General features: G+C 38.1%; 23 protein-coding genes. 12 read left to right on the top strand and 11 right to left on the bottom strand.

Translation table 11 applies throughout. The annotated features are described in order from the left end of the window. Nucleotides 1–159 precede the first annotated feature (159 nt). Nucleotides 160–1,563 carry a methyl-accepting chemotaxis protein gene (locus A6E03_RS09165; protein ID WP_065600691.1) on the bottom strand — a complete coding sequence of 468 codons (1,404 nt, stop codon included), beginning with the start codon at nt 1,561–1,563 and terminating at the stop codon, nt 160–162. Between the two features lie 85 nt (nt 1,564–1,648). On the opposite strand from A6E03_RS09165, the gene yccX reads away from it, so the two are divergent. Further along, the gene (yccX, locus tag A6E03_RS09160) at nt 1,649–1,921 is read left to right on the top strand and encodes an acylphosphatase (protein WP_065600690.1); all 273 of its coding nucleotides are present in this window, start codon (nt 1,649–1,651) and stop codon (nt 1,919–1,921) included. 18 nt (nt 1,922–1,939) lie between these two features. On the opposite strand, the gene A6E03_RS09155 is transcribed toward yccX, so the two are convergent. Continuing rightward, nucleotides 1,940–2,266, bottom strand: a complete 327-nt coding sequence (locus A6E03_RS09155; RefSeq protein WP_065591312.1) for a TusE/DsrC/DsvC family sulfur relay protein — start codon at nt 2,264–2,266, stop codon at nt 1,940–1,942. 166 nt (nt 2,267–2,432) lie between these two features. On the opposite strand from A6E03_RS09155, the gene hrpA reads away from it, so the two are divergent. Continuing rightward, nucleotides 2,433–6,356, top strand: coding sequence for an ATP-dependent RNA helicase HrpA (gene hrpA, locus A6E03_RS09150; protein WP_255310620.1), 3,924 nt, complete (start codon nt 2,433–2,435; stop codon nt 6,354–6,356). A 108-nt stretch (nt 6,357–6,464) separates the two neighbouring features. After that, nucleotides 6,465–6,938, top strand: a complete 474-nt coding sequence (locus A6E03_RS09145; RefSeq protein ID WP_065600689.1) for an outer membrane beta-barrel protein — start codon at nt 6,465–6,467, stop codon at nt 6,936–6,938. 75 nt (nt 6,939–7,013) lie between these two features. Here A6E03_RS09145 and A6E03_RS09140 read toward each other — a convergent pair whose 3' ends face one another. Continuing rightward, nucleotides 7,014–8,117, bottom strand: coding sequence for a phosphoribosylaminoimidazolesuccinocarboxamide synthase (locus A6E03_RS09140; protein WP_065600688.1), 1,104 nt, complete (start codon nt 8,115–8,117; stop codon nt 7,014–7,016). Between the two features lie 176 nt (nt 8,118–8,293). On the opposite strand from A6E03_RS09140, the gene A6E03_RS09135 reads away from it, so the two are divergent. The 4 genes from A6E03_RS09135 to A6E03_RS09120 all read left to right on the top strand — a co-directional run bounded on the left by A6E03_RS09135 (nt 8,294) and on the right by A6E03_RS09120 (nt 11,722). Continuing rightward, nucleotides 8,294–9,040 carry a YggN family protein gene (locus A6E03_RS09135; protein ID WP_065600687.1) on the top strand — a complete coding sequence of 249 codons (747 nt, stop codon included), beginning with the start codon at nt 8,294–8,296 and terminating at the stop codon, nt 9,038–9,040. Nucleotides 9,041–9,061: 21 nt separating this feature from the next. Beyond that, entirely contained in the window at nt 9,062–9,349 is a 288-nt protein-coding gene (locus A6E03_RS09130; protein ID WP_065591308.1) for a glutaredoxin domain-containing protein, read from the top strand. A gap of 68 nt (nt 9,350–9,417) precedes the next feature. Continuing rightward, nucleotides 9,418–11,097: a DUF342 domain-containing protein gene (locus A6E03_RS09125; RefSeq protein WP_065600686.1), complete on the top strand. Its 1,680-nt coding sequence runs from the start codon at nt 9,418–9,420 to the stop codon at nt 11,095–11,097. Nucleotides 11,098–11,341: 244 nt separating this feature from the next. Then, a complete protein-coding gene (locus tag A6E03_RS09120; protein WP_065591306.1) occupies nt 11,342–11,722 on the top strand; it encodes a transporter in 381 nt (126 codons plus the stop codon). A 34-nt stretch (nt 11,723–11,756) separates the two neighbouring features. Here the strand turns inward: A6E03_RS09120 and A6E03_RS09115 are convergent, their stop codons facing one another. Then, complete coding sequence (locus A6E03_RS09115) at nt 11,757–12,140, bottom strand: hypothetical protein (RefSeq protein ID WP_065591305.1); 384 nt, start codon at nt 12,138–12,140, stop codon at nt 11,757–11,759. 226 nt (nt 12,141–12,366) lie between these two features. Between A6E03_RS09115 and miaE the strand changes: the two genes are divergently transcribed. Next, complete coding sequence (gene miaE / locus A6E03_RS09110) at nt 12,367–13,146, top strand: tRNA isopentenyl-2-thiomethyl-A-37 hydroxylase MiaE (RefSeq protein ID WP_065591330.1); 780 nt, start codon at nt 12,367–12,369, stop codon at nt 13,144–13,146. Between the two features lie 63 nt (nt 13,147–13,209). Here the strand turns inward: miaE and A6E03_RS09105 are convergent, their stop codons facing one another. Then, nucleotides 13,210–13,974 carry a DNA repair protein gene (locus tag A6E03_RS09105; RefSeq protein ID WP_065591304.1) on the bottom strand — a complete coding sequence of 255 codons (765 nt, stop codon included), beginning with the start codon at nt 13,972–13,974 and terminating at the stop codon, nt 13,210–13,212. A 286-nt stretch (nt 13,975–14,260) separates the two neighbouring features. Between A6E03_RS09105 and cysB the strand changes: the two genes are divergently transcribed. Together cysB and A6E03_RS09095 are read left to right on the top strand one after the other, a co-directional pair. Beyond that, on the top strand, nt 14,261–15,235 hold the full coding sequence (gene cysB / locus A6E03_RS09100) for an HTH-type transcriptional regulator CysB (RefSeq protein WP_065591303.1): 975 nt from the start codon (nt 14,261–14,263) through the stop codon (nt 15,233–15,235). A 33-nt stretch (nt 15,236–15,268) separates the two neighbouring features. Then, nucleotides 15,269–16,465, top strand: coding sequence for a methyltransferase (locus A6E03_RS09095; RefSeq protein WP_065600685.1), 1,197 nt, complete (start codon nt 15,269–15,271; stop codon nt 16,463–16,465). 69 nt (nt 16,466–16,534) lie between these two features. Here A6E03_RS09095 and A6E03_RS09090 read toward each other — a convergent pair whose 3' ends face one another. After that, entirely contained in the window at nt 16,535–17,725 is a 1,191-nt protein-coding gene (locus A6E03_RS09090; protein ID WP_065591301.1) for an amino acid aminotransferase, read from the bottom strand. 200 nt (nt 17,726–17,925) lie between these two features. Next, a complete protein-coding gene (purT, locus tag A6E03_RS09085) occupies nt 17,926–19,101 on the bottom strand; it encodes a formate-dependent phosphoribosylglycinamide formyltransferase (protein ID WP_065600684.1) in 1,176 nt (391 codons plus the stop codon). Between the two features lie 215 nt (nt 19,102–19,316). On the opposite strand from purT, the gene A6E03_RS09080 reads away from it, so the two are divergent. After that, complete coding sequence (locus A6E03_RS09080; RefSeq protein ID WP_065591299.1) at nt 19,317–20,480, top strand: amidase family protein; 1,164 nt, start codon at nt 19,317–19,319, stop codon at nt 20,478–20,480. A gap of 76 nt (nt 20,481–20,556) precedes the next feature. Here the strand turns inward: A6E03_RS09080 and cdd are convergent, their stop codons facing one another. The 4 genes from cdd to sbcB all read right to left on the bottom strand — a co-directional run bounded on the left by cdd (nt 20,557) and on the right by sbcB (nt 24,061). Next, nucleotides 20,557–21,465, bottom strand: a complete 909-nt coding sequence (cdd, locus tag A6E03_RS09075) for a cytidine deaminase (protein ID WP_065600683.1) — start codon at nt 21,463–21,465, stop codon at nt 20,557–20,559. 150 nt (nt 21,466–21,615) lie between these two features. Beyond that, nucleotides 21,616–22,290: a CidB/LrgB family autolysis modulator gene (locus A6E03_RS09070; RefSeq protein ID WP_065591297.1), complete on the bottom strand. Its 675-nt coding sequence runs from the start codon at nt 22,288–22,290 to the stop codon at nt 21,616–21,618. Further along, on the bottom strand, nt 22,290–22,640 hold the full coding sequence (locus tag A6E03_RS09065) for a CidA/LrgA family protein (protein ID WP_065600682.1): 351 nt from the start codon (nt 22,638–22,640) through the stop codon (nt 22,290–22,292). Before A6E03_RS09065 ends, A6E03_RS09070 begins: the two co-directional genes overlap by 1 nt. Further along, nucleotides 22,637–24,061 carry an exodeoxyribonuclease I gene (gene sbcB / locus A6E03_RS09060; RefSeq protein WP_065600681.1) on the bottom strand — a complete coding sequence of 475 codons (1,425 nt, stop codon included), beginning with the start codon at nt 24,059–24,061 and terminating at the stop codon, nt 22,637–22,639. The genes A6E03_RS09065 and sbcB overlap by 4 nt, the downstream gene beginning before the upstream one ends. A 2-nt stretch (nt 24,062–24,063) precedes the next feature. Here sbcB and A6E03_RS20250 point away from each other — a divergent pair, with 2 nt between their 5' ends. Next, nucleotides 24,064–24,351 carry a hypothetical protein gene (locus tag A6E03_RS20250; RefSeq protein WP_065591294.1) on the top strand — a complete coding sequence of 96 codons (288 nt, stop codon included), beginning with the start codon at nt 24,064–24,066 and terminating at the stop codon, nt 24,349–24,351. Nucleotides 24,352–24,545 lie beyond the last annotated feature (194 nt).

Raw genomic sequence — 24,545 nt, 5'->3', positions numbered from 1 at the left:
AGGGGGCTATTCTCTTTGATGTGACAAGGAAAAGCAAACGAAGAAGGAGGGAGCAGGAGAATTATCTAAAAGAGAGAGGAGAGATAAAAAGAATGCAGTAATAAAATTAATTATTACTGCATGATATTAAGGCTATTGAAAGGTAAGAATTGATTATATTTACGCTTTTAGTCCATTTAGAAGTAATTCTAAATCTTGTCCTTTTAAGCGTAACTGTTCAATATTAGATTCTGAATCTTTGATCATCTTATGCACTTGGTTCGATTGAACTCGAACATCTTCAACTGTTGCGGCAATACTTGATGCGACTTCGCCTTGTTGAGTTGCTGCAGTGGCAATTTCATTATTACTTTCAGAAATTGTATTGTTGCGATCAGCAATATTTGAAATGTCATTATGAACTTGATGCATTAGTTTTTGGCCAGTTTCTGCGTTACTTACCGTATTCGCTGTTAAGGTTAATAACGATTTACTGTTATTTTGCAGCGCTTCAATCATTGATTGAATCTCAACGGTGGCTTGTTGAGTTCGGCTTGCTAATGTACGAACTTCATCAGCAACCACGGCAAATCCACGACCTTGCTCACCTGCACGAGCCGCTTCAATCGCTGCATTTAACGCTAATAAATTAGTTTGTTGGGAAATACCATTAATAGTCGCAACAGCATCATCAATTTTTGCTGCATTGTTATCTAACTCTTGAACCGCACTGGCTGCTTGATTGATCTCTTCTGATAAGGCTTGAATCGCTTTTACGGCAGAATCTACTTGAGATTGACCAAGGCGAGCAGAGTTCATTGCATCCGTTGATTGAGAAGAGGCTTCATGAGTGTAATTCGCCACTTCTTGAATTGATGTTGCCATCTCTTCGGTTGCACTAGAAAGAAGGTCAAGCTGAGCGAGTTGCTTGTCAGATGCACCTGAACTTTTATGACTATTTTGGCTTAACTCCGAACTCATCTGTTGAATTAACGCGACAGATTCTTGCATAGCTAAAACCAATTGTTGTTCACGGTCTGCTAATTTATCGATAGTAATGGCTATAATGCTGAATTCGTCTCTAACAGGAAAAAAATTCATTCGTTGAGTTAAGTCGCCAGACTCAAGTGTTTCCAATGCTTTATTCATCGTGAACATCGCGCCACCAATAAAGGTCATGATGTAATAAACACCAACGGCCATTATTAATATAATCGCAGATAAAATTGATAGTTGAAGCGTTGTTAATGAAGACCACAAAGTGATGTTTGAATTAGCACTGATCGTGTAATTACCCGCATTGACATAAGCGCTGTGTTCGCCTGTACTAACAGTAAACTCAGCAGATTGAGACAACAGAGTAACCGCTTCTTCACGGGATATATTTTGTTGATCTAACATAGAAGCAACGAATTGAACTTCGTGCTCAAGAGTGTCCGCCATCATGGTATTCGCTGCCGAATTCATAATAAAGGTTAAACTAATAAGAGCTAAAAGAGGTAAAAAGAAAAGGAGATAGAATTTTTCTTGGATTTTTAAGTGAATAAGGTATTGGTCTATCCAACGGAATGCACTTTCTTTCATTATAAGTCCGTATAAAATGAGGTAAACGCGCATGTTATCTTATAATTAAGAATTTCATATTATAATCAATATTTATAGGTGAACTATGTCACAAAAATCGTTTAAATTTTCAGTGAAGGGAAAAGTACAAAGGGTCGGTTTTCGTTTTCATACCGCACATGAAGCAATAAAATTAGGATTAACGGGGTATGCACGAAATCAACAAGATGGTTCTGTTGAGGTGTTTGCCTGCGGTGACGAAGACAATATTGAGAAACTAGCTCTATGGCTAAAAAAAGGACCTCAGCTTTCAAGAGTCGATTCAGTCGAGAAAGCTGATGCGGAATGGCAAGAATTAAGTGATTTTAAAATGTATTAATCGTGCCAGAATTCAGTGTTATAAACACTTCGCAGGTTTTGGTAATCCGGCCAGTTTTGTTGCTTGCTTAGCTGGCCCTAATTTAAATAGTTGGAATAAATACTTACTGTTGCCTTTTTCTGGGCCGTGTTCTTTTTCCATCGCTTTAACAAGCATTCGTACTGCTGGAGACGTTTTGAATTCTTCATAAAAAGAACGAACAAAGCGAATGACTTCCCAGTGCGCGTCAGTTAGCTCAATATTTTCTTCTTTTGCTAACATTGGCACTAACTCTTCACACCAATCAGTATGATTCATTAAATACCCTTGAGCGTCGCGTTCAATGTGCTTACCGTTAAATTCCATACAACTTATCTTAATGATTAGGACCGATTCTTTAAGTTTAGCAAATAGAGATTAGATCGGGCAATCTTGTTATTGAATTTACCCCCTATTATTACGTATTGGTAAAAGAGATTTTTATTCCGAGCACGTCGATAAAGTAAAGAATGTGATAGAATTATCAAAGTTAATGAATAATAAAAATTCAGTAGGATATATTTTGAGTCAATCAAATCAAAACTCAGCCTCAGCACTTAGAAAAGCGTTGAGTGAATGTATGATCCGTGATCGTTTCCGCCTAAGTAAACGCATTCAAGGCGCATCACGTATCAAAAATGAAGAATCACGAAATGCCGTGTTTGATGAAATCGCATTAGATATCGCACAATCTATGCAGGTTGCTAACAACCGTGAAATTGATCGCCCAACGATTAAATACCCAGATCTGCCAGTAAGTCAGAAAAAAGATGACATTGCTGAAGCGATTGCGAATAACCAAGTGGTTATCGTTGCCGGCGAAACTGGGTCGGGTAAAACCACTCAGCTACCAAAGATTTGTCTGGAATTAGGTCGAGGCAAGTTTGGTAATATAGGGCACACTCAACCTCGTCGTTTAGCCGCTCGAACCGTTGCTGATCGTATTGCAGAAGAGATGGAAACTCAGCTTGGTAGCCATGTCGGTTATAAAGTTAGATTTAACGATAAAGTATCAGAACGTACGCAAGTTAAATTGATGACTGACGGTATCTTACTTGCTGAGATTCAAAGTGATCGCTATTTAAATCAATACGATACGATTATTATCGATGAAGCGCATGAGCGTAGCTTGAATATCGATTTTATCATGGGTTATTTACGTGAATTATTGCCAAAGCGCCCAGATTTAAAAATCATCATCACATCAGCAACCATTGATCCAGAGCGTTTTTCAAAACATTTTAATAATGCCCCAATTATTGAGGTATCGGGCCGCACGTTCCCAGTAGAAACACGATACCGTCCAATTATTGAAGACGGTGATGATACAGACAGAGATCAATTAGAAGGCATTTTTGATGCAGTTGATGAGCTGTGTGCAGAAGGGCTAGGGGACATTCTGTTATTCATGACGGGTGAGCGAGATATTCGTGATACCGCAGAAGCGTTAGAGAAACGTAACTTACGAGACACTGAAATTGTGCCTCTATATGCACGTTTGTCTTCTCAAGAACAAAATCGTGTTTTTCAACCCCATGCTGGCCGTCGAATTGTATTAGCAACCAACGTAGCAGAAACATCGTTAACCGTTCCAGGCATCAAGTACGTGATTGACCCAGGTACGGCCCGTATTAGTCGCTATAGCTACAGAACAAAAGTTCAACGTTTACCGATTGAAGCGATCTCTCAAGCCAGTGCGAATCAGCGTAAAGGGCGTTGTGGTCGTGTATCAGAAGGTGTATGTATTCGTCTGTATTCAGAGGAAGACTTTGTTGCTCGCCCTGAATTCACCGATCCTGAAATTTTACGAACTAACTTAGCCTCTGTTATTTTACAAATGACAGCGTTAGGTTTGGGTGACATTCAAGCATTCCCATTTGTAGAAGCGCCTGATAATCGAAATATTCAAGATGGTGTGAAACTCCTTGAAGAGCTAGGTGCGATTAATGCTGAGATAAGTGACCCTAAAAAACGCTTAACGAAAGTAGGTCGTGAATTGGCTCGTTTGCCTATCGACCCTCGTTTAGCTCGAATGGTACTTGAAGCGCCGAATCAAAATGCATTGCAAGAAGTGATGATCATTGCTGCGGCGTTATCAATCCAAGATCCACGAGAACGTCCAAGTGATAAAAAACAACAATCAGATGAGAAGCATAAACGTTTTAATCATGAAGATTCTGATTTCTTAACGTTTGTAAATATTTGGCAGTATGTAAAAGAGCAACAGAAAGAGCTATCTAGCAACGCGTTTAGAAAGCAATGTCGCAAAGATTTCTTAAATTATTTACGTATTCGTGAATGGCAAGATGTGCATTATCAATTAACCCAAGTCATGAAAGAACTTAACTATAAAGTGAATCAAGAGGCGGCAGGGTATCAAGGTGTTCATACGGCAATTTTAGCCGGTATGCTTTCTCATATCGGTCAAAAAGATCAAGAGAAAAATGAATACCAAGGCGCACGTAATGCACGCTTCCATATATTCCCAGGATCTGGTTTATTTAAGAAGCAGCCTAAATGGGCAATGGTGGCAGAGCTAGTTGAAACCTCAAAATTATGGGGCCGTATCGTTGCGAAAATTCAACCAGAATGGATAGAACCACTCGCACCGCATTTAATTAAACGCAGTTACAGTGAGCCACATTGGTCGAAAAAATCGGCGGCAGTAATGGCGTACGAAAAAGTGACGATTTATGGCATTCCGATTGTCGTGAAGCGTCAAATTAATTACGGTACGATTGATGCGCCAGTGTGTCGTGAAATATTTATTCGCTCAGCGTTAGTTGAAGGGGAATGGAATACTAACCACAAGTTCTTTAAGCAGAACCGTAAATTATTGCAAGAAGTTGAAGAGTTAGAGCATAAATCTCGTCGTCGTGATCTATTGATTGATGATGACCAACTTGCCGAATTTTATGACCAACGAGTAAATACGGATGTGGTTTCTGGCCGTCATTTTGATTCGTGGTGGAAAAAAGCCCAAAAAGAAACGCCCGATTTACTTAATTTTGAAAAAGAGATGTTATTTCGTAATGACGCAAGTCATGTAACGGATCTCGATTATCCAAATTTTTGGCATCAAGGTAACTTAAAGCTGAAGTTAAGCTATCAATTTGAACCGGGGCAAGATAGTGACGGTGTAACCGTTCATGTTCCATTGCCGATCCTAAACCAAGTGACTCCAGACGGCTTTGATTGGCAAATTCCAGGCTTACGTCATGAAATGGTTGTTGCTTACATTAAATCGCTACCAAAGACACTACGACGTAATTTTGTACCCGCGCCAAATTATGCAGATGCATTTTTATCGCGCACAACACCATTTGAAATGCCACTGCTCGACAGTCTTGAAAAAGAGCTACGACGAATGACAGGGGTAGAAGTTCTGCGTGAAGATTGGAAGTTAGAACAAATTCCAGATCATTTAAAAGTAACGTATCGTGTTGTTGACCATCATAACCGTAAGTTAAAAGAAAGCCGTGATCTTTACGACTTGAAAGATGGTTTAAAAGATAAAGTACAAGAGACGTTATCTCAGGTCGCTGATGATGATATTGAACAAACGGGCTTGAAAACGTGGAGCTTTGGCGAGCTGCCAGCACTTTATACACAGAAGCGTGGTGGTTTTGAAGTTAAAGCCTATCCAGCGATTGTGGATAGTAAAGACAGTGTTGAAATCAAATTATTTGAGACAGAAGAAGAGCAGCACAATGCAATGAAGGCTGGTCAACGTCGCTTGATCCTTCTGAATGTTCCATCTCCAATTAAGTATTTACACAGTAATCTACCAAATAAATCAAAATTAGGGTTGTATTTTAATCAATATGGTCGAGTATTAGACTTGATTGATGACTGTATCGCTTGTGGTATTGATAAGTTGATCGAAGATAAAGGTGGCCTAGTTTGGGAGCCTGAAGCTTTTGAAAAAATGAAAGAGCACATTCGAGCAGAGCTTGGAGACACGGTTGTTGAGATCGCTAAGTTAGTTGAAACGATTTTAACGACAGCTTTTCAAATACAGAAAAAATTGAAAGGTCGTGTAGATTTAAGCATGGCATTTGCTTTGTCTGATATTAAATCTCAAATTGAAAACCTGATTTTTAAAGGTTTTGCAACAGAGTGTGGTTGGAAAAAATTGACGGATATCCATCGTTACATGAAAGCAATCGAGCGTCGGATGGAGAAGCTACCTATTGACCCAACTCGAGATCGAGGTCATTTATTGAAAGTGGATGGTATCAATAATGAATATAAAGAGTTATTGAATAAAATACCGAAAGGGCAGCCTATTCCAGATAAAGTGAAAGAGATCCGTTGGATGATAGAAGAGCTTAGAGTGAGTTATTTTGCCCAACAACTTGGTACGCCATACCCTGTTTCAGATAAACGAGTGAAAAATGCCATTGCCGATTGTTAAGGTATAACCTAAACTATAGATAATGTCGGCATATTAATTGCTTTATAATTAATAAGATAAAAAAGAGCGGCAAAGATTGCCGTTCCCTTTTCAAAAATAGGATTGAAAATGAAAAAGACACTTTTAGCGTTAGCTCTAGCGAGCGTATCAGTAACAGCAGCAGCTGACTCATGGATTTATGGTGGTGCACAAGTAGGTTCTGCTGATTACAGAGGCGAAAGCTCAACGGTATACGGTGCTCACATTGGTACAGGTATTCTTCCTTTCATCGGTTTAGAGATGGGTGCTTGGAATCTAGGTTCTTATGACTTTGGAAGTGAAACAACAGATGTGACTTCTGTTAACTTCGCAGTTAAACCAAGTATCGACTTTGGTCCACTGCACGTTTACGGCAAAGCAGGTATGCACAGCTGGGAAGCTGACGGTTACCGTAAAGATGATGGTCTTGACCCATTCTTTGCTCTAGGTGTTGAATACAGCATCATCCCAATGTTTACTGTTGGTGCTGGTTACAACAATTTCACCGTTGGTAGCGAAAATATTGATTTTGCATCACTAAACCTAACGGTTCATTTCTTATAATCACAGCGTTGATTGTTTGAATGCAAAAATGGCGACCAATGTGGTCGCCATTTTTTTAAGCTAAAAAGTTAAATATTAATCAACTAATTGATATTCTTCTTTTAATACTTTAATGATTTCTGCTTTTGGGTTGTCACTAAGCTTGATTGGAGCTCCAGTAATTTTAGCTGCGATGTCTAAATAGGTTTTAGACAAATCCATCATTGCTTCTAATGGCAGTGCATTCTTTTTAGCTAAAGCAAAGCGCTCATCCATTCTGTTTTTATTTAAAAGAATATCTGGTTCAGGGAAGTGATTTAATAAGAACTGACGGAAACCTTCTTTAGAGTTCTCAATGATATGACCTGAACGATATGCTTCTTTATCCCATATACGTGATGAATCAGGTGTACCTACCTCATCCATATAAATCAATTTTTCATTGCCTTGAGAATCATTCACATAACCAAATTCAAATTTTGTATCAACAAATATTTGATCGACTTTATTTAATGCCTTAGAAATAACCGCAAAGCCTTCTTTTAATAACTTCTCATACAATGCGATGTCTTCTTCACAAGAAAAATTAAATTTCGCGTAGTTATCTTCAATATTCTTACGAGTAATGTTTACATCATCGACTTCAGGAACGCCTTCTATTCCTTTTAAAACCCCTTTAGTTGAGGGTGTTAATAGTAATTCAGGTAACTGTTCGTCTTTTTCTAAGCGTTCTGGAATTTGAATCCCACAAAAATCACGCTCACCATTGGTATAAGCACGCCACATAGAACCGGTAATATATTGACGGCAAATGGCTTCAATCATGACAGGTTTTGCTTTTTGAACAATCCATACAAACGGGTGAGGAATATCAAGAATATGGCTGTCAGCTAAGTTGTTATCTTTAAATAGCTGGAACCAATGATTAGAAATAGCGTTTAACGCTGCGCCCTTGCCAGGAATTCCTTTAAGTCCGCCTTCACCATGCCAAATACAATCGAATGCAGAGATACGATCGCTGATAACCATGATAGCTAAAGGTGCGTCAGAAGCGACATTGTAGCCTTTTTCTTTGATAAGGCGGCGGCTGTCTTCTTCTGTTAACCAATAGACAGAACGAACCTTACCACTGTGCACGGGTTTATTGGTACGAATTGGCAGATCATCATTAACAGCAAGTACTTGTTCGGAAAGACTCATTATAGAATTCCTATATAAACGGTTTAAATACAGGAAGCATCATACCAGAACTATTAATGACTACCACTAGAAAAGCAAACGTTTGCTTTTTATTTTCACTAAAAAACTGAGTTGAGCTAGTGAGCGTCAATAAGTTAGACTAATACATATAAAATAAATAACTCAATAGGGCACTTATGCGAACTAAAAATATCATTGCTTTAGCTATGTTAATGATTTCAAGCAACAGTTGGGCAAACATGTGTCCAGTGAATGTTGAAAATGATGTAGTACTTACTCCATCAGGAGAAGTTAAAGTTGATAACGCTCAAGATAAATTGAGAATAGATCATGATGGTCGAGTATATGTTAATGGCAAAGAACTTGATTTAACGGCGTCACAAAAGCAAGCTGTTGAAAAGTACCAGCAACAAGTGTCTGATTATATTCCAACCGTTGTCGATTTTACTGATAAAGGTATTGCGGCTGCTAACGATTTTGTGAGCGAAATTGAAACCTCTTTTGATGCAGAAGGCTCATTTGATGCTGTAAAAATCAAAATTGATGAATATGGAGTAACCGCGAAACAAAAATTCTATCAAGGTAAAAATCTAATTTTAGAGCACGACTTTTTTAAAGAAGTAAATACGACTTGGAAACAAGATTTTGAAGTCATGATTAAAAGTCTTGATAAAGAGATATTTGCGAGTGTTTTTAATTCATTATCAGATAAAATGACAGAAGGGGAATTGAATTTCTCTGAATTACAACAGCAGTTTGCCGATGCACAAACAGCAATGAAATCAAAAATGGAAGAACATCGAGTAGAAGTAAAACAAGAAGCTCAAGAATTGTGTGATTCAGCAAAAGACATTGCAGCAGAAGAGCAAGATTTACATCAACTTATTCCTGAATTAAAAGCATACCCAGTATTTACCATTTAATTAATAAAGAGACAGCAGATTATGTTCGACACAACAGAAACGATTATTTTTTCAAAAACAATATGCCCATTTTGTGTTAAAGCAAAAGCGATTTTGGACGCTAAGAATATAGCGTACAAAATATTAACGTTAGATACCGAATTAAGTAAAGAAGACATGGTAGCGTTAATTCAAGAAAAAGAAGGAATAACAGTGAATACCGTGCCTCAAATTTACCTAGATGGTAAATACATTGGTGGACATGACGATTTAGTGGCGTTTTTTGAACGTCAAGATACCGGCATGGATCTTGGAAGTTTTGAGCTGTAGAATACATTAGCAAATAATAATCATACCGTTCACTTAGTCAGTGCATAATAAATAAGAGTAATAAAAATATGTGGAAATCTCTTCTAACATTAATGGATGATTCAGTGGTTGTACTGCATTTTCCTGATGAGTTTCAGCCGGATGAAGAACCGACATTAAAGAACTTTAAAGATCGTTTAGAAGAGATTAATGCGCATAGTTTTCATTTTGATGAAAAAATTATTACATCAGTTATACAAGATGTTAAAAACGGTATGATTGCACATCATCAAGAACGCATAGTAGCTACGCGACGTGATGCAGAAGTTATCATTGCCATTGAAGATCGTGACATGAAAGCAACCATGGCGGTTATTGGTGCTTATGGTGGTAAAGATTTAGCTAGTAATGACATTATTACCGCATTAACCAGTATGAAAATTACTCGTGGTATCAGTAAAAATGCCTTGAAGAAAATGATGTTCCTTAGCCGAAATTTAATGGCGGGAGAACGTATATCTTTGGTCGTAGCGAAAGGAAAAGAGCCAGTTGATGGTGCAAATGCAAGCTTTACACCTCTAGTCGAAGATTTTCGAGAGCAAGCTTTGAAACCTCAAGAAAAAGAAGGCGAAGCTGATAAAGTTGATATGCGTGATTTAGGTGAAACGATTACGGTTTCTGAAGGCGATGAATTGATACGACGCACCCCTCCAACCAAAGGTACTGAAGGGTACACCGTAAAAGGTGAGATTATTCCTGCTACACCAGGTAAGAATCACAAACTTCGTGTCGGTAAAGGTGCAGCAATTTCACCACATGATCCAGAATTAGTTATTGCGACTATTTCAGGAATGCCGTGGATTAACAAAGATGGGGCAGATGTCGATAATGCTTTATGTTTGAATGCGGTTGATATTTCTACAGGGCATGTGAAATTTAAAGGCAGTGTGATTGTGAGTGGTGATATTGCTGCTGATATGATAGTAAGAGCGACAGGCAGTGTCACTGTCGGAGGTTTTATTGAATCAGCAGATGTTCAAGCTCATGGTGATGTTATTGCAATGAAAGGTATTATTGGCCATCAAGTTGAAGATGGTGAAGAATATTCGTGCTTTGTTAAAGCTGGCGGTAAGATCATCGCTAAATTTGTGCAATCAGCAAATTTACAAGCCTCTGGAGACATTGAACTAGGATTACATTCAATCCAAAGTTTTATAAAAAGTAAGAATGCAGTCACTGTTATGGACAAATCAGGCCTAACTGGATCGATTGTCGGTGGTGAGGTGTATGCGGGTTCTACAATTACGACGGTTAATTTAGGTGCAACTGCAGGCACTCAAACATTAGTAAAAGCTTTTACTCGTTTTGATAAATATAAAGAAAACATTGCAAACTTGAATGCTAAATATAAATCGGCTCAAGAGACAACAATGAAGGTGGTACGTGCCGAAATGGATCTGGCTAAAGTACCAAAAGCCGATCGCACACCTGAGCAAATTGAACGTGTTCAAACAATGAAAGAAGAATCAAACAAAGAAATGACGCTTTCAATGACACGGTTCCAATCAGCAGAAGAAGAGTTAAGAAAACAGCTGAGTGAGAATGTCGTTAAAGTAATGGAAAGAATGTATCCCAAAGTGACGATTCAATATGCAGAAGAGCAAGTGACGACAAAGCGTGAGCATAGCCCATGCAAGGTTTACTTTAATGAATATGAAATTAAAATCGACCCCATCATTTCAAAAAATACTAGCCTTTTAAATGGTTAGTTTATAATTGTTAGTTTTAATATGAACCGCTCTTAGTAGCGGTTTTTGTTATTAAAATGTACCTACGTAAACAACATGTTAAGTCAATGATAAGCTTAAGAGCTAATAATTCCTAACTGTGATCAGTAACTAATTTTAAACTTGCGATGCCTCTAATATTCGGGATACTAAATACCTGAAGTAAATCATTTGTGCTTTTCAATAGGATGTTGAGAGTAGATGTGGGAATTATATCGAGGCAAATATGAGTAAGATAATTGATTTTGATTACAGTGCATTTCTTGTCGATTCAAGTAAACAAAAATGGACTTTTTCTCAAGCATTAAAAAGCATGATCCCAACATTTGGCACGGTTTGGAATGCGTCAGTTCATGACTCGACTCCGACAAAAGAAAGGCTCCGTCAAGAGGCTCTACAAGTTCTTTCTTCGCATATCAGTGATGAGTCTAATATGATCCGTCTTATTCGTTTAGCACGCATAGAAGGCATTACAGATCTACAAATTAAATTGCCTTACGTATTAGATAAAGATCAAATTGATTCTATTTTAGAAAATACGTATACCGATATATCTCAATCAAATGATGGTATTGATCTTCTGTATGTTCATTTAAAAGAAAAATAAGCTATTTAAAATAGCGATATTCCTTGAATTAAACTTAGTGCAATACTGTTATTTTTCGGTTTAATGTTAACCACTGTGAATCAGAAAAGTAGTAACAGTTAGAGTTACAAATAATAGCACTAGCAGTACCAAATTGTTTTGCCTTCTCTATCGTCTCTCTTTCTGTAAGATGGTTTGATGCCTTTAATCGAACCAATCTATTTAGTTCAATACCATGCTTCAATAATGTCTCGCAGCTTGGCATTGATGTATTGGCAGTGATAAAAATCCACTTATCTTGTTTTGATAGACTTTTTAATATCTGTATGAAATGAGCCTCACATTGCGCATTAACTTGGCTTGCTGCACTTGTAATGTGTTGTGAGATTGCGTTATTAAATGAGTGTGAGTACGTTGTTAATGCCATTGCGCTGTTCATAATAAAATACCTGTTCATCCATACAGTGTGTATTTATACAGTACTTTTAATTTGATTAATGATCAAGCTATTTTTTCTTTTATATAGGGTTAGTTATACTCTTAAAATACAAATAATTAGAGTAACGTATTGATATTAAAGAGGGTGTAGATTATGCACAGGAAATCCTGAACAGTAAGAGGTAGGTTTGGTATAATTAGATTAGAATTTTTTGATGACAAAAAGCATGTACGATAAATCATTATTAGACCCAATTTACTCTTTTCTACAGTGTGAAACACCAGATGAATGGATCGATGAAGCTAAAAAACCACAGAATTTAGCTATTATTCTTAAAGACCATTTATTATGTGAATTAAAAGCGGCACAAAGTGCGATGTATTTAATTCGTAAATACGCGGTAGATAAAGAAAGTGCAGCTACTTTATTAGAATGGTTCAAGCCCTATGAAGAATTTGCTTATAAAAAAGTGGGATCTTTAGAAACACTCAAAGGCAAAAGCAATATTTCCAAGAAAATCACCGCTCGTAAAGAGGCTAAATATAGCCAAGAACTGATAGATAAAATGGTCTTGCTGATAAAAGAAGAATTACATCATTTTTATCAGGTTCTTGAAATCATGACAGAACGAAATATTCCCTATGAAGGCATTACAGCAAGTCGTTATGCCAAAGGAATGCTGAGTAATATTATTACTCATGAACCTCATACGTTGATTGACAAGCTTATTATTGGTGCTTTTATCGAAGCGCGTTCTTGTGAGCGCTTTGCAAAACTCGCTCCGTATTTAGACGACGATTTAGCGAAATTCTATATTTCTTTATTGCGTTCAGAGTCTAGGCATTATCAAGATTATATTACATTGGCAGAGCAGGTTGCTGGTGGTGATGTGAGCGAGCGAGTGGCGCATTTTGCAAAAGCAGAAGTTGATTTAATTCAATCTGATGATGATGATTTTAAATTTCATAGTGGTAAGCCATCAGTTAAATATCTTCAATCTAACTAGACGAAACAGAAATAAAAAAAGGTCGCAGTGAGCGACCTTTTCATTGTTAATTGAATTAGATGATTACCATTTTTTCTTTGGTTGAAATAAAACATCGATGTCATCATCTTTGTTTTTATCCAATTTATCTTGAAGTTCTTGATCTTGTTTCTTTTTCGTTTTGTTATTTAGTTCATCAAGCATATCTTGTAGTTGGGTACGCGCTTTGTTTGAGTAACCATCATTTTTACTAGATAAAGCATCAATCCCTTTTTTCAGTAGCTGACGAGCAGTACCAGCTTGGCCACGTTGAGTCGCTTCTTTTGCTCGTTTGACTACATTTTCTATATTAATACGAACTTGCATTGATTCAAGACGCGCGTTTTCAGCAACAAATACTTGTGTATTTACTCGACCTTTTCTATGCTCAGCACGCAACGTATCACGAAGACGTTTTACTAACTTCAGCATAATAAGCGCTTGTTTATCATTACTCGGAACTTTGAAGTTTGTGCTGTCACCACCCGTATAATTTGTTTTTAACTGTTGGAGTTGTTGCTCCATGTTTTCGATACGGGCAGGGTAAGAGCGGTCATGTAAGTCTAATTCAGAGATAGATCGTAATGCATCAAGGATTCGTTGGTTTAGGCAAACTAATAGTTCTTTGCTGTATGGGAGATGGTGAGCATTACTGATAAGTTCTTCAGTTGAGTCAATAATAACCATATGCTTTGCAGATTCTTGTTTTTTAGCAGATTCGATCTTTGTTCTATACTGAACAATGATGTTATAGCCAATTATCAAGGTAAGTAGAATCGCAAAAAGTCCAATAATTAGAGCAATATTCATAGTTTATAACATACATCCGTTAGTAGTGATTTCTAGTTTAACATCTTGTAAAGTAAATGAATAGCAAGGGGATAATTCCCACAAGTTAATTACTTGAAAGCGAGTCGTGACGCTAGGTCTTAATTAATGCTATCGACAAGCATTCACATTTCTTTAGCCTAATATAACTTTATTTAAACAAATTATGAATATTAAGCATAAGGCTTTGAAAAGAGATAGGAATAGGTATATAACAGTATCGTATAAGTTAAATAAATTTTACGTAAAGGATTACAGGTAAATTAAGATGAAATTACAACAATTACGGTACATTGTTGAAGTGGTTAACCACAGTCTAAATGTATCTTCAACAGCTGAATCATTGTATACCTCACAGCCAGGCATCAGTAAACAAGTGCGTTTACTAGAAGATGAATTGGGTGTACAAATTTTTGAACGTAGTGGAAAACACTTAACGAGAGTGACCCCTTCGGGTGAAGAGATTATTAAAATATCTCGTGAAATCTTATCTCGTGTTGAAAGTATTAAATCTGTCGCGGGTGAGCATACCCATCCTGAAAGAGGGACATTAAATATTACAACAACCCATACTCAGGCTCGTTATGCTTTACCTGATGTAATTAAAGGCTTCACCACTCGTTACCCTGATGTTTCGCTACATATGCATCAAGGCACACCAGCACAAATGTCAGATGCGATTGCAAAAGGGACTGCGGATTTTGCCATTGCAACAGAAGCGCTTCATTTATATCAAGATGCTATTATGCTTCCTTGTTATCACTGGAATCGTTCAATCGTTGTCACTAAAGATCATCCTTTAGCTAAGAAAACAAGTGTTACGATTGAAGATTTAGCCGCTTATGAATTAGTGACTTATGTGTTTGGGTTTACAGGACGCTCTGCATTAGATAGTGCTTTTAATAAGGCAGGGTTAAAACCTAAAATTGTTTTTACAGCAACAGATGCTGATGTCATTAAAACCTATGTTCGTTTAGGCATTGGTGTCGGTGTAATTGCAAGTATGGCAATGGACCCAGAAAGAGATTCTGATTTAGTCGCATTGGATGCCAGTCATATCTTTGATGCAAGTACAACGACGATTGGCTTTAAGCGTGGCTCATTCTTAAAGAGTTATATGTTTGATTTCATGGAGCGCTTTGCACCTCATTTAACTCGGCCTATTGTTGAACAAGCAACGATGCTAAAAAATAATCATGAAATTGAAGAGATGTTTAAAGACATTAATCTTCCTGTCCGTTAAGATCGGCCCGATACTACTTTTAGGGCCGCTTTCATGCATTCTCAGCAATTTTTAAATATAGACCGTTTGTTAGCTCAGGCGGTCTTTTTTTGGCAATTTTCTGCGTTTCACAGCTCAGATTATCCATGGCGTGAAACCCATACAGAGCTAAGTGATTGGCTTGATGGATTATCACTTCAAGAAGTCCAGAATTTAAAATTAGATCCTGAAGAACTTACCAATCAACTTTCTGTTTATATTCCGCAATTATCGGAACTCTATTCTCTCGCTCAGTTACCAGAGCTAACAGTATCTATTCCAGCGTGTCCAAAAGGGTTAGATTCCGGAATTAATGGTCGTAAGTGGCAGCAAATAACAAAACTTAGTGCATTAGGGGCTGAGTATCATAAACCACAAGGCGGATGGTTAGAATGGTGTGGTGGAAAGGGGTATTTAGGGCGAGTGTTAACGGCAACAACAGGAATGCCAGTTACGACATTAGAATGGCAACAATCACTTTGTGATAGTGGTCAATCGTATGCAAATAATCACCAACTAGATATGACGTTTATACAAGGTGATGCACTTTCTCCACTGAGTGATGATTTGATAAAAGAGAAGCAACACGCGGTTGCTTTGCATGCTTGTGGTGATTTACATATCAACTTGCTTACGCTTGGTATTGCACACCATATCAATGCAATAACCATTGCTCCTTGTTGTTTTCATTTAACTCAATCTGTGAATTATGTAGGTTTATCTTCATTGTCACAGCAATCAACACTGGAATTATCCAAAGATGATCTGCGTTTGCCTTTACAAGAAACCGTTGTTGCGGGGCTACGGACTCAACATCATCGTGAGTTAGAGATGTGCTTTCGTTTAGGGTTTAAGGCGTTACAGCAGTCATTGAGTGAGAGTAAAACGTATCTTTCTATCCCAAGCATTAAAAAATCATTATTAAGTGATGGATTTGAAGCATTTTGTTATTGGGCGGCAGAGAAAAAAGAACTAATACTGCCAGAAGATATAGATTATGACGATTGGTTGAAGAAAGGAGAGGTCGCTTTTGTTGTTATGGAAAAATGCGATTTAATTCAACATCTGTTTAAAAGACCATTAGAAGTATGGTTGTGTTTAGATCGGGCTTTATTGATGGAAGAGGCGGATTATGACGTCCGTATTGGTGAGTTTTGCTTAAAAGAAGAAACGCCTCGAAATATTGTTATCCAAGCAAGAAAGCAGAAATAATGACCAGAACTTAAATAATAAAGGCGCTTACATTAAGCGCCTTTATTGGTTTATATAGCTAGCAGAGAATTAAAGAACCGCTGCAATCCCTTTACATAAAGGAAGCATATTGTCTTTTGTCATACCAGCAACACTGATACGGCCAGAGCCGACAATGTAGATAGCAAACTCATCTTTTAGGCGGTTTACTTGCTCTTTAGAAAGACCAGAGAACGAGAACATGCCGTTTTGACCTTCAATAAAGCTAAAGTCAGCAGCAACGCCTTGTTCTTTTAATGTGGTTACAAATAGAGTACGCATTTCTTGAATACGGTCACGCATTTCTGCTACTTCTTGTTCCCACTCTGCACGCAACGCATCATCATTTAAGATGTAGGTAACGACAGCAGCACCGTGAGCTGGTGGGTTAGAGTAAATAGAGCGAATGATAGCTTTAACTTGAGAGAATGCATCAGAAGCAACAGCGGGTTCTTTTGCTACTAGAGTGAAAGCACCAACACGTTCATTGTATAGACCGAAGTTTTTCGAGAATGAACTTGCTACTAATAACTCAGGGCAATATTTAGCGAAAGTACGAAGACCAGACGCATCTTCTTCTACGCCTTTAGCAAAGCCTTGGTATGCGAAATCAAATAAAGGCAGTAATCCTTTTTCTGAACACAGTTTCGCTAGTTCTTCCCACTCAGAAGCCGTTGGATCAATACCTGTTGGGTTATGGCAGCAGCCATGAAGTAGAACAACATCACCTTCGCTTGCTTGTTGAAGATCAGAAAGCATTGCAGCGAAGTCTTTTGATTTAGTTTCAGCGTTATAGTAGCTGTATTGTGCAGTCTCGATACCAGCAGCGGTAAACACACCTATGTGGTTTGCCCATGTAGGATTACTGATCCAGATCTTCACATCGCCAAGCTGACGTTTAATGAATTCACCAGCAACTCGTAATGCACCAGTACCACCTGGAGCTTGAGCGGTTTGAGCGCGTTTTTCTGTAATAACTTCAGCATCGTTACCAAATAACAGTTTTTGAACTGCTAGGCCGTATTCTGCTGTACCTTGGATGGTTAAGTATGACTTTGTTTTTTCAGTATCAAGCAATACTGCTTCTGCTTTTTTTACCGTTTTTAATACAGGTGTTTGACCTGCTTCGTTCTTATAAATACCAACACCTAGGTTGATTTTTTCAGCACGAGGGTCGTTTTTAAATTCATCAGTAAGACCTAAAATTGGGTCAGCTGGTGCAGCAGAGATCTTTTCAAACATAGTCATCATCCATGGTGAGATTAAAATAAAAAAGTTAACGAGCGATTTAGTTATTTATACCCGTTAACCTTGTAAGTTTGCAACGGTTAGATAACTAAAATGCCAAAATTTATTGATTAAAGAATGAAATCAGATGAAAAATGGTAAAAAACACATCAGAACGGTATTCATTCACCATTCTGATGTGTTGATTTAATTCTTTAGTACGTGATCTTAATTTTGTTTGACGCTGAAATCGCATCTTCAATCGCAGTGTCCAGATTATCACGACGAGTAATCGCAACACCTAAACGGCGGCGACCATTTATTTCTGGTTTTCCAAACAGTTTTACTTGAGTTTGCGGTTGGCTTAAAGCCTCTGTTAGCCCATCAAAACGGATATTCGTTGATGTCCCTTGCCCTAAAATAACAGAAGAAGCAGCAGGGCCATATTGCGTAATGCTATTAATTGGCATTCCAGTAAAGGCACGAACATGCAGAGCAAACTCAGACATTTCTTGTGACATTAGAGTGACTAACCCAGTATCGTGTGGACGAGGAGAGACTTCATTAAAATAAATATCATTACCTTTAATAAATAACTCTACGCCGAATAAACCGTACCCACCGAGTGCATTCACTACTTTTTCTGCGGCTTGTTGAGCTTGTTTTAATGCGGCTTCTGTCATTACTTGTGGTTGCCAAGATTCACGGTAATCCCCGTCTTCTTGTCGATGACCAATGGGCGCACAAAAATGAACACCATCAATAGCACGAACCGTTAATAATGAGATCTCATAATCGAAATCAACAAAGCCTTCAACTATGACTCGTCCAGCACCGGTACGGCCACCGTCTTGCGCATAATCCCATGAGTTTTTGATATCTGCTTCGGTTTTAATCACACTTTGGCCTTTACCTGATGAACTCATCACAGGCTTAATCACACAAGGCATTCCAACAAATTTAACGGCTTCAACTAACTCATCATAAGTATCGACAAAACGATAAGGTGAAGTCGGCAATTTTAATTCTTCAGCGGCTAAACGACGAATGCCTTCACGGTTCATGGTGAGCTTTGTCGCATTAGCGGTAGGGACGACATTAAGACCTTGCTTCTCTAACTCAACCAATTTATCTGTCGCAATGGCTTCAATTTCAGGCACGACATAATCTGGTTGCTCTTTTTTGATGATTTCTTCTAGTGCGTCAGCGTCTAACATATCAATAGCATAACTACGATGAGCGACTTGCATTGCAGGGGCGTTTAAATAGCGGTCAACCGCAATGACTTCTATACCAAGACGCTGACATTCAATTGCCACTTCTTTACCAAGTTCGCCAGAGCCAAGCAATAATACTTTTGTTGCAGAAGAAGATAGAGCAGTACCAAACATAATAAATTCTCATGTAATCGTGAAATATGGCGCTATAATACTAAAATTCAGCCAATACGCAAACGTTTGCTTTTGGTTTTATCTTACTTTCAAGTTTATAAATATGGTATCTATATCACACTGCCAACCAAATTATAGGCAGTGTGAATGTGTTCGTTTGTATTCAATCTCACGGCTGTTATGCTATTTTTTTAATAAAGTAGTGGCATTGAATTATGGATGATCAAACCATTTGTGTACCTCATTCTGGAGAGACACAACAATGGGCGTTTTATGGTCTTTTAGAAAATAAGAAATTCGTTGTAAGTGACTGCATTAATATAAAAGACACTCCGAATGGATTAGGAAATCCAACCTGGCTATCTCAACAAAAAGCAGCGAAAGCGAATGCGCCAGTTGTCGATCTGATATTAAAGAAAGGGGCGATATTTGTCGGAAAAACTCAGATGGATGAGTTTGGTTTTGGCTTGCACGGTAATAATGCCCATTACGAAGCCATTTTAAATCCAAATAGTGAAGGGCGATTTATAGGCGGTTCTTCTTGCGGTGCTGTAGCGGCGGTTGCAAATGGGTTTGCTGATATTGGTTTAGGAACTGATTTAAATGGTGGCGTTCGGATCCCCGCGTTATATGCTGGTTTGTATGGGTTTAAATCGTCGACTTGCGGCGTCAATATGAATGGAATTGATAGCATAGCAAAAGAAGATACGTCACTTGGGTGGGTTGCAAAAAATTTATCAGACATAAGAAAAGTAGCAGCAACACTAACGCCAATGTCACCATTAGTGATGATTGATCGTATTGTGGTATTAGACAGCTTATTTCTTGATGTTCCTGATGAAGCAAAAGAAAAATTAGAAAAATTGCTTACGTCATCTCCCTATAATGTGGTTCGCAGTAAAGCGATCAGTAAGATCATTACCACAAAGGCCGCTGAGAGTTTTAAAGTTATCTCTGCAACAAGAGGGCTGCGAAATATCGAGCTTTGGATTGAAAAGAATAATTCAGTTGTTAGTGATGAAATTAAGATGCAAATGAAGTGGCTTGCTTCATTAAAATATAAAGATGAGCGTATCGCTTTAGAGCAAAGAGAGTTAGTTAAATCGGTTTTAGAATCGATTTTAGACGAAAAGACATTAATATTAATGCCAACAACGGCGAATACTGCACCGCCAAGAACGGCATCAGATGAACAGCTGTATAAGCTTAATACTCAAATATTGAAATATACATCGTTGGCCAGTTTAGCTGATTTACCACAATTACATCTTCCATGGTTTTCAGTAAATAATTCACCGTGGGGAATTTCATTAATTGGCCAAAAAGGAATGGACAGACAGCTTATTGATGCCGCTATTCGTTGGAAGAGTAATCAATAGATCTATTGAACTCGATAGGTAAGTAAACCTGAAATAAAAAATAGAGGAGGGCATGGCCTCCTCTATTTATTCTTCATTACAAAGAAACGTATTCTAATACCATATTAGGGCTTAGATCTTTTAGCGTACATGTTGTAATCGCTAAATGACTAATCGCCCCTTTATGATCTTCAATCAATGCCGCTTTTTTTATCTCAGATAACGCTTCACGAGACATATTTGCGTGTACTAGAGCCACTTGTAGCGGTGGTAAACTAGGATTGAATGCTGCGTTTTCAGCATACATACCTGAGTAAATATTGCCGTTATTCATTTCTAACGCAACACCACTAAAGTTTTTAGAATAAGGAGCGTGACTGCGATTTGCCGCCTCGAACGCCGTGATTAGTAATGGCGAGTTAGATTCAAAAGTCAGCTCATGAGACACCTTCGCAAGTAAGCCGCCTTCAATGCCTAGATCTTTAGGGCCGAAAGATTCTGGTAAATACTCTTGTAGCGATTTTTCATCACGATCAGGCAGTTGAACCATCAAACTATCAGCGGTCGTTAATTCATTCATAAATTGACGACAGTGACCACAAGGACTGAAATTAATAGTGATGTCTAAAATGCCTGTTTCACCGTGGATCCAAGCGTGACTGATGGCAGATTGTTCTGCATGGATAGTTTGGCCTAGCTGAACATTGCTGAATTCCATGTTCGCACCAAAATATAAATCACCAGAAACACCGCGCGCGATTGCGCCAACATAGAAGTTAGAAATTGGGGCAACAGAAAATGCAGCAGCTAAAGGTAAAAGCGCCAATCTTAATTCTTTATCGCTTAATTCACTTTGAGAAAGTAAAGACAGAAACTGTTCTTTAGTAATGACACCAGTAAATTGCTCATTAATTAAAGGAGCAATAGCAGATAGCAATGAAGAAGGAAGTGTTTTCATCGCTTCTTCTAAGCGTTGTTGCAGAGAGTCTTTATGTAGGGTGGTCATCTATATGATCCTTTTTAAATATTATGGGATCATTTTAGAGGGAATTAGAAACGAAACATAGATCAAGTTCACACTCAATGATGCAATTTTACATTAATTACATCATTGAGAGAGATGTCACACCGTATTTGGTGTTCTTTTATCCAATGATTAGTACATCAATAGCATTAGCGAATAAATCACAGGAGCAACTAAAGACGTAATAATTCCACAAATCACGAGGGCTAATGAACTAAATGCCGCATCTTGAGGGTTCACTTCAGCCGCTTGTGCTGTACCTAACGCATGAGAAACATTACCCATTGCTAAACCTCGCGCTAATGAGCTCTTTATCCCTAACAGGTTATAAATAGGGTAAGCGAAAATAGCCCCCATTAACCCTGCTAATAATACCAAGATAGCCGCTATAGCCGCTTCACCTTCAAGTTGTGATGAAATCGCCATCGCAATAGGTGTGGTTACTGATTTTGGTAAAATACTAGCAACGAGCTGCATATCAGCGCCCATCCACACCGCTAAGAATGCGCCAGATAACATAGAGAACAAAGATCCAACACTACAAGCTAATAAAATAATCTTCCAGTTAGCACGTATATGGGGCAATTGTTCATACAATGGATAAGCTAAAGCAACAACAGCAGGCTGCAGTAAATAACTTAAAAATGCATTATCTGCATAGTAAGTTTCATAGGGAACCTTTAATACCATCAAAATAGGAATGACAATAAAAACACTCAATAATAATGGATTATTAAGCGGATGAGGAAAGCGTTTTGCAAACCAACGGGCTGAATAAAAAACAACGACCGTTAAAATAACCCACATTATTTATTACCTCTATCAAGACGATCGATAAATAATGACAGGCACACTAATACTAATAGCGACCCCCCCGCGGTACTCACAATAATAGGTATGGCGTTATCAAGCAGTAAATCAAAATGCGTCATTAACCCAACTGAAATAGGGATAAATAAGATCAGCATATTGCGCATAAAAAACTGACAGCCAGTTGCTGTCCAATCAGGCTTGCATACGCCAATTACCATTGCAGTAAATAGAATAAGCATTCCAATAATACTGCCGGGAACCGAAATGTTCAGCCACAATTGAAGTCCGTTACCCGCAAATAAGGAAGCAAAAATCCAAGCGAAAGAATAAATATATTTAATCATGATACTAACTGTTGTACGTAATTATAAACGGCGCGAAGAATCGCAGTCTTTTTCTCATTGCCTTCAGATTCAAGGTATAGATTTTCAAAGTTTGATTCATATTCAGGTAAATGAGTTTGGAAATAATCTTGTAAGTGTGATTGCCACTTTAGCTGTTCTGATTCATTAAGCGTATGCGGGAAATTACGCGCACGATAACGGAACAGTAATGGTTTAATTCGTGGGTCACTGACATTTGGTTCAAAGTCGATTAGCTGCTCAGGTGTCGATTGACGGATCATATCAATCGCTGTTTTATCAGCATGAGAGAAGAAACCATCGTATAGAAGGGTATCTACATTAGTCGACTTTTCATAATTTGGTTCAATGCTGTACAAAGCAATCAGCTTCTGTCTGATCTCAGGATTATCACGGATCACTTTAAGATTTTTTAAACAGGCCGCTCTGTCTACATTTAGGTTTTCAGCATTCTCAGCCGTCAGCGTTTTTGCCGGCGCAAGAATAGGGCACTTGTTTAAATGCACGAGTTTAACAGGAACAGGCAATTCATCAGGCGCAAGATCAGCACGCTTGGTATACATGCGTTGATGTAGTTGCTCTGCATCTAATTCTAGGAACACACTTGGGTCTAACGCTAAATCAATCGTAATGACCGCGTTGTTGTTCGTTGGGTGCCAAGCAACAGGCACAATCCAACTGATATTGCCTCTATCTACGCCAAACATACCAGATACGTGCATTAACGGTGTCATTTCAACGATATCGATTAACGTTGCCGCTTTCTTTTTATGACGCATAGAAAGCAGGTAGTTAAACATTTTAGGTTGTGCTTTTTTAACCACTTTAGCTAACTCGATGGTGGCAATAACATCGGCCATCGCATCGTGGGCATTTTCATGTTCAATGCCATTTTCTTGAGAGAGTTTTTCTAATCTAAAGCTTGGTTTACCTTCTTCGTCTTTTGGCCATTGAATGCCTTCAGGACGTAGCGCATAAACGGCACGCATCACATCAAGTAGATCCCAACGTGAATTACCATTTTGCCAGCTCCAACCATACGGTTCAAAGAAGTTACGGTATAAGGTGTAGCGAGAAACTTCATCATCAAAACGAATGTTGTTGTAGCCTAATGAACACGTATTTGGCTGTGATAATTCCTTATGGATTTGAGTAATGAACTCAGGCTCAGACAAGCCTTTATTTACCGCAGTTTGTGGTGTGATACCCGTAATTAAACACGCTTCAGGAGAAGGTAAGTAATCAATTGGAGGGCGGCAGTAAATAACTAATGGCTCACCAATGATATTGAAATCTTCATCGGTACGAACCCCTGCGAATTGGCATGGGCGATCGAGAGATGGGCTAGTTCCCCATGTCTCATAATCGAAAAAGAAGAAACTTGGTGCGTTATCCTGCGGCATAAGTGTGTCCAATTAATAGCAATACATTAATTATCAGAGATCTATCACATAATCGCAAGGCATTAGAAACAGAAGAGGAAGAAAAATTAGAAGGGTCTTTATTGAGTGATGATCTTTGCTTAACGAGCATATTGACCACGAACAAATACATTCGTCATTTACGTGCGATGTTAAAGCGTGAGTATTGGCGAACGCATGACTTTAGACGCTCGTTATCTACAGGAATTTCAGCGCTTGGTGTTATGTCTTATGAGTGCTATGCAGAAAAGTTGATACTAGGTATGAGATAGAAGAATCCAGCTCAAATTATTAGCGGTTATTTTATTGAGTTGGAATTTTGGATGAATTTAGTCAAATATCTGTAATTTCAAGATAAATCAGTGTTACAGCTTTTGGAATGGTGTCTTAAAAATGAAAATCAGAAACAAATTGAAATCTAAAAGTGTCTATTTTGTTAATCATCACCTATATTCTTTTTGAACAA

This window comes from Aliivibrio sp. 1S128, assembly GCF_001691065.1.
GTDB lineage: Bacteria > Pseudomonadota > Gammaproteobacteria > Enterobacterales > Vibrionaceae > Aliivibrio.
Note: the sequence above shows the minus strand (reverse complement) of the source record. Positions and strands in the feature narration are given on the sequence as shown.

Coding starts and splice junctions, on each gene's coding strand:
- A6E03_RS09155 (WP_065591312.1), bottom strand. CDS start 2,266: ATGGAATTTAACGGTAAGCACATTGAACGCGACGCTCAAGGGTATTTA.
- hrpA (WP_255310620.1), top strand. CDS start 2,433: ATGAATAATAAAAATTCAGTAGGATATATTTTGAGTCAATCAAATCAA.
- purT (WP_065600684.1), bottom strand. CDS start 19,101: ATGTTTGGTACTGCTCTATCTTCTTCTGCAACAAAAGTATTATTGCTT.
- cysB (WP_065591303.1), top strand. CDS start 14,261: ATGAAATTACAACAATTACGGTACATTGTTGAAGTGGTTAACCACAGT.
- A6E03_RS09105 (WP_065591304.1), bottom strand. CDS start 13,974: ATGAATATTGCTCTAATTATTGGACTTTTTGCGATTCTACTTACCTTG.
- yccX (WP_065600690.1), top strand. CDS start 1,649: ATGTCACAAAAATCGTTTAAATTTTCAGTGAAGGGAAAAGTACAAAGG.
- A6E03_RS09165 (WP_065600691.1), bottom strand. CDS start 1,563: ATGAAAGAAAGTGCATTCCGTTGGATAGACCAATACCTTATTCACTTA.
- A6E03_RS09120 (WP_065591306.1), top strand. CDS start 11,342: ATGAGTAAGATAATTGATTTTGATTACAGTGCATTTCTTGTCGATTCA.
- miaE (WP_065591330.1), top strand. CDS start 12,367: ATGTACGATAAATCATTATTAGACCCAATTTACTCTTTTCTACAGTGT.
- A6E03_RS09140 (WP_065600688.1), bottom strand. CDS start 8,117: ATGAGTCTTTCCGAACAAGTACTTGCTGTTAATGATGATCTGCCAATT.
- A6E03_RS09070 (WP_065591297.1), bottom strand. CDS start 22,290: ATGTGGGTTATTTTAACGGTCGTTGTTTTTTATTCAGCCCGTTGGTTT.
- A6E03_RS09095 (WP_065600685.1), top strand. CDS start 15,269: ATGCATTCTCAGCAATTTTTAAATATAGACCGTTTGTTAGCTCAGGCG.
- A6E03_RS09145 (WP_065600689.1), top strand. CDS start 6,465: ATGAAAAAGACACTTTTAGCGTTAGCTCTAGCGAGCGTATCAGTAACA.
- cdd (WP_065600683.1), bottom strand. CDS start 21,465: ATGACCACCCTACATAAAGACTCTCTGCAACAACGCTTAGAAGAAGCG.
- sbcB (WP_065600681.1), bottom strand. CDS start 24,061: ATGCCGCAGGATAACGCACCAAGTTTCTTCTTTTTCGATTATGAGACA.
- A6E03_RS09135 (WP_065600687.1), top strand. CDS start 8,294: ATGCGAACTAAAAATATCATTGCTTTAGCTATGTTAATGATTTCAAGC.
- A6E03_RS09115 (WP_065591305.1), bottom strand. CDS start 12,140: ATGAACAGCGCAATGGCATTAACAACGTACTCACACTCATTTAATAAC.
- A6E03_RS09065 (WP_065600682.1), bottom strand. CDS start 22,640: ATGATTAAATATATTTATTCTTTCGCTTGGATTTTTGCTTCCTTATTT.
- A6E03_RS09130 (WP_065591308.1), top strand. CDS start 9,062: ATGTTCGACACAACAGAAACGATTATTTTTTCAAAAACAATATGCCCA.
- A6E03_RS09125 (WP_065600686.1), top strand. CDS start 9,418: ATGTGGAAATCTCTTCTAACATTAATGGATGATTCAGTGGTTGTACTG.
- A6E03_RS09080 (WP_065591299.1), top strand. CDS start 19,317: ATGGATGATCAAACCATTTGTGTACCTCATTCTGGAGAGACACAACAA.
- A6E03_RS09090 (WP_065591301.1), bottom strand. CDS start 17,725: ATGTTTGAAAAGATCTCTGCTGCACCAGCTGACCCAATTTTAGGTCTT.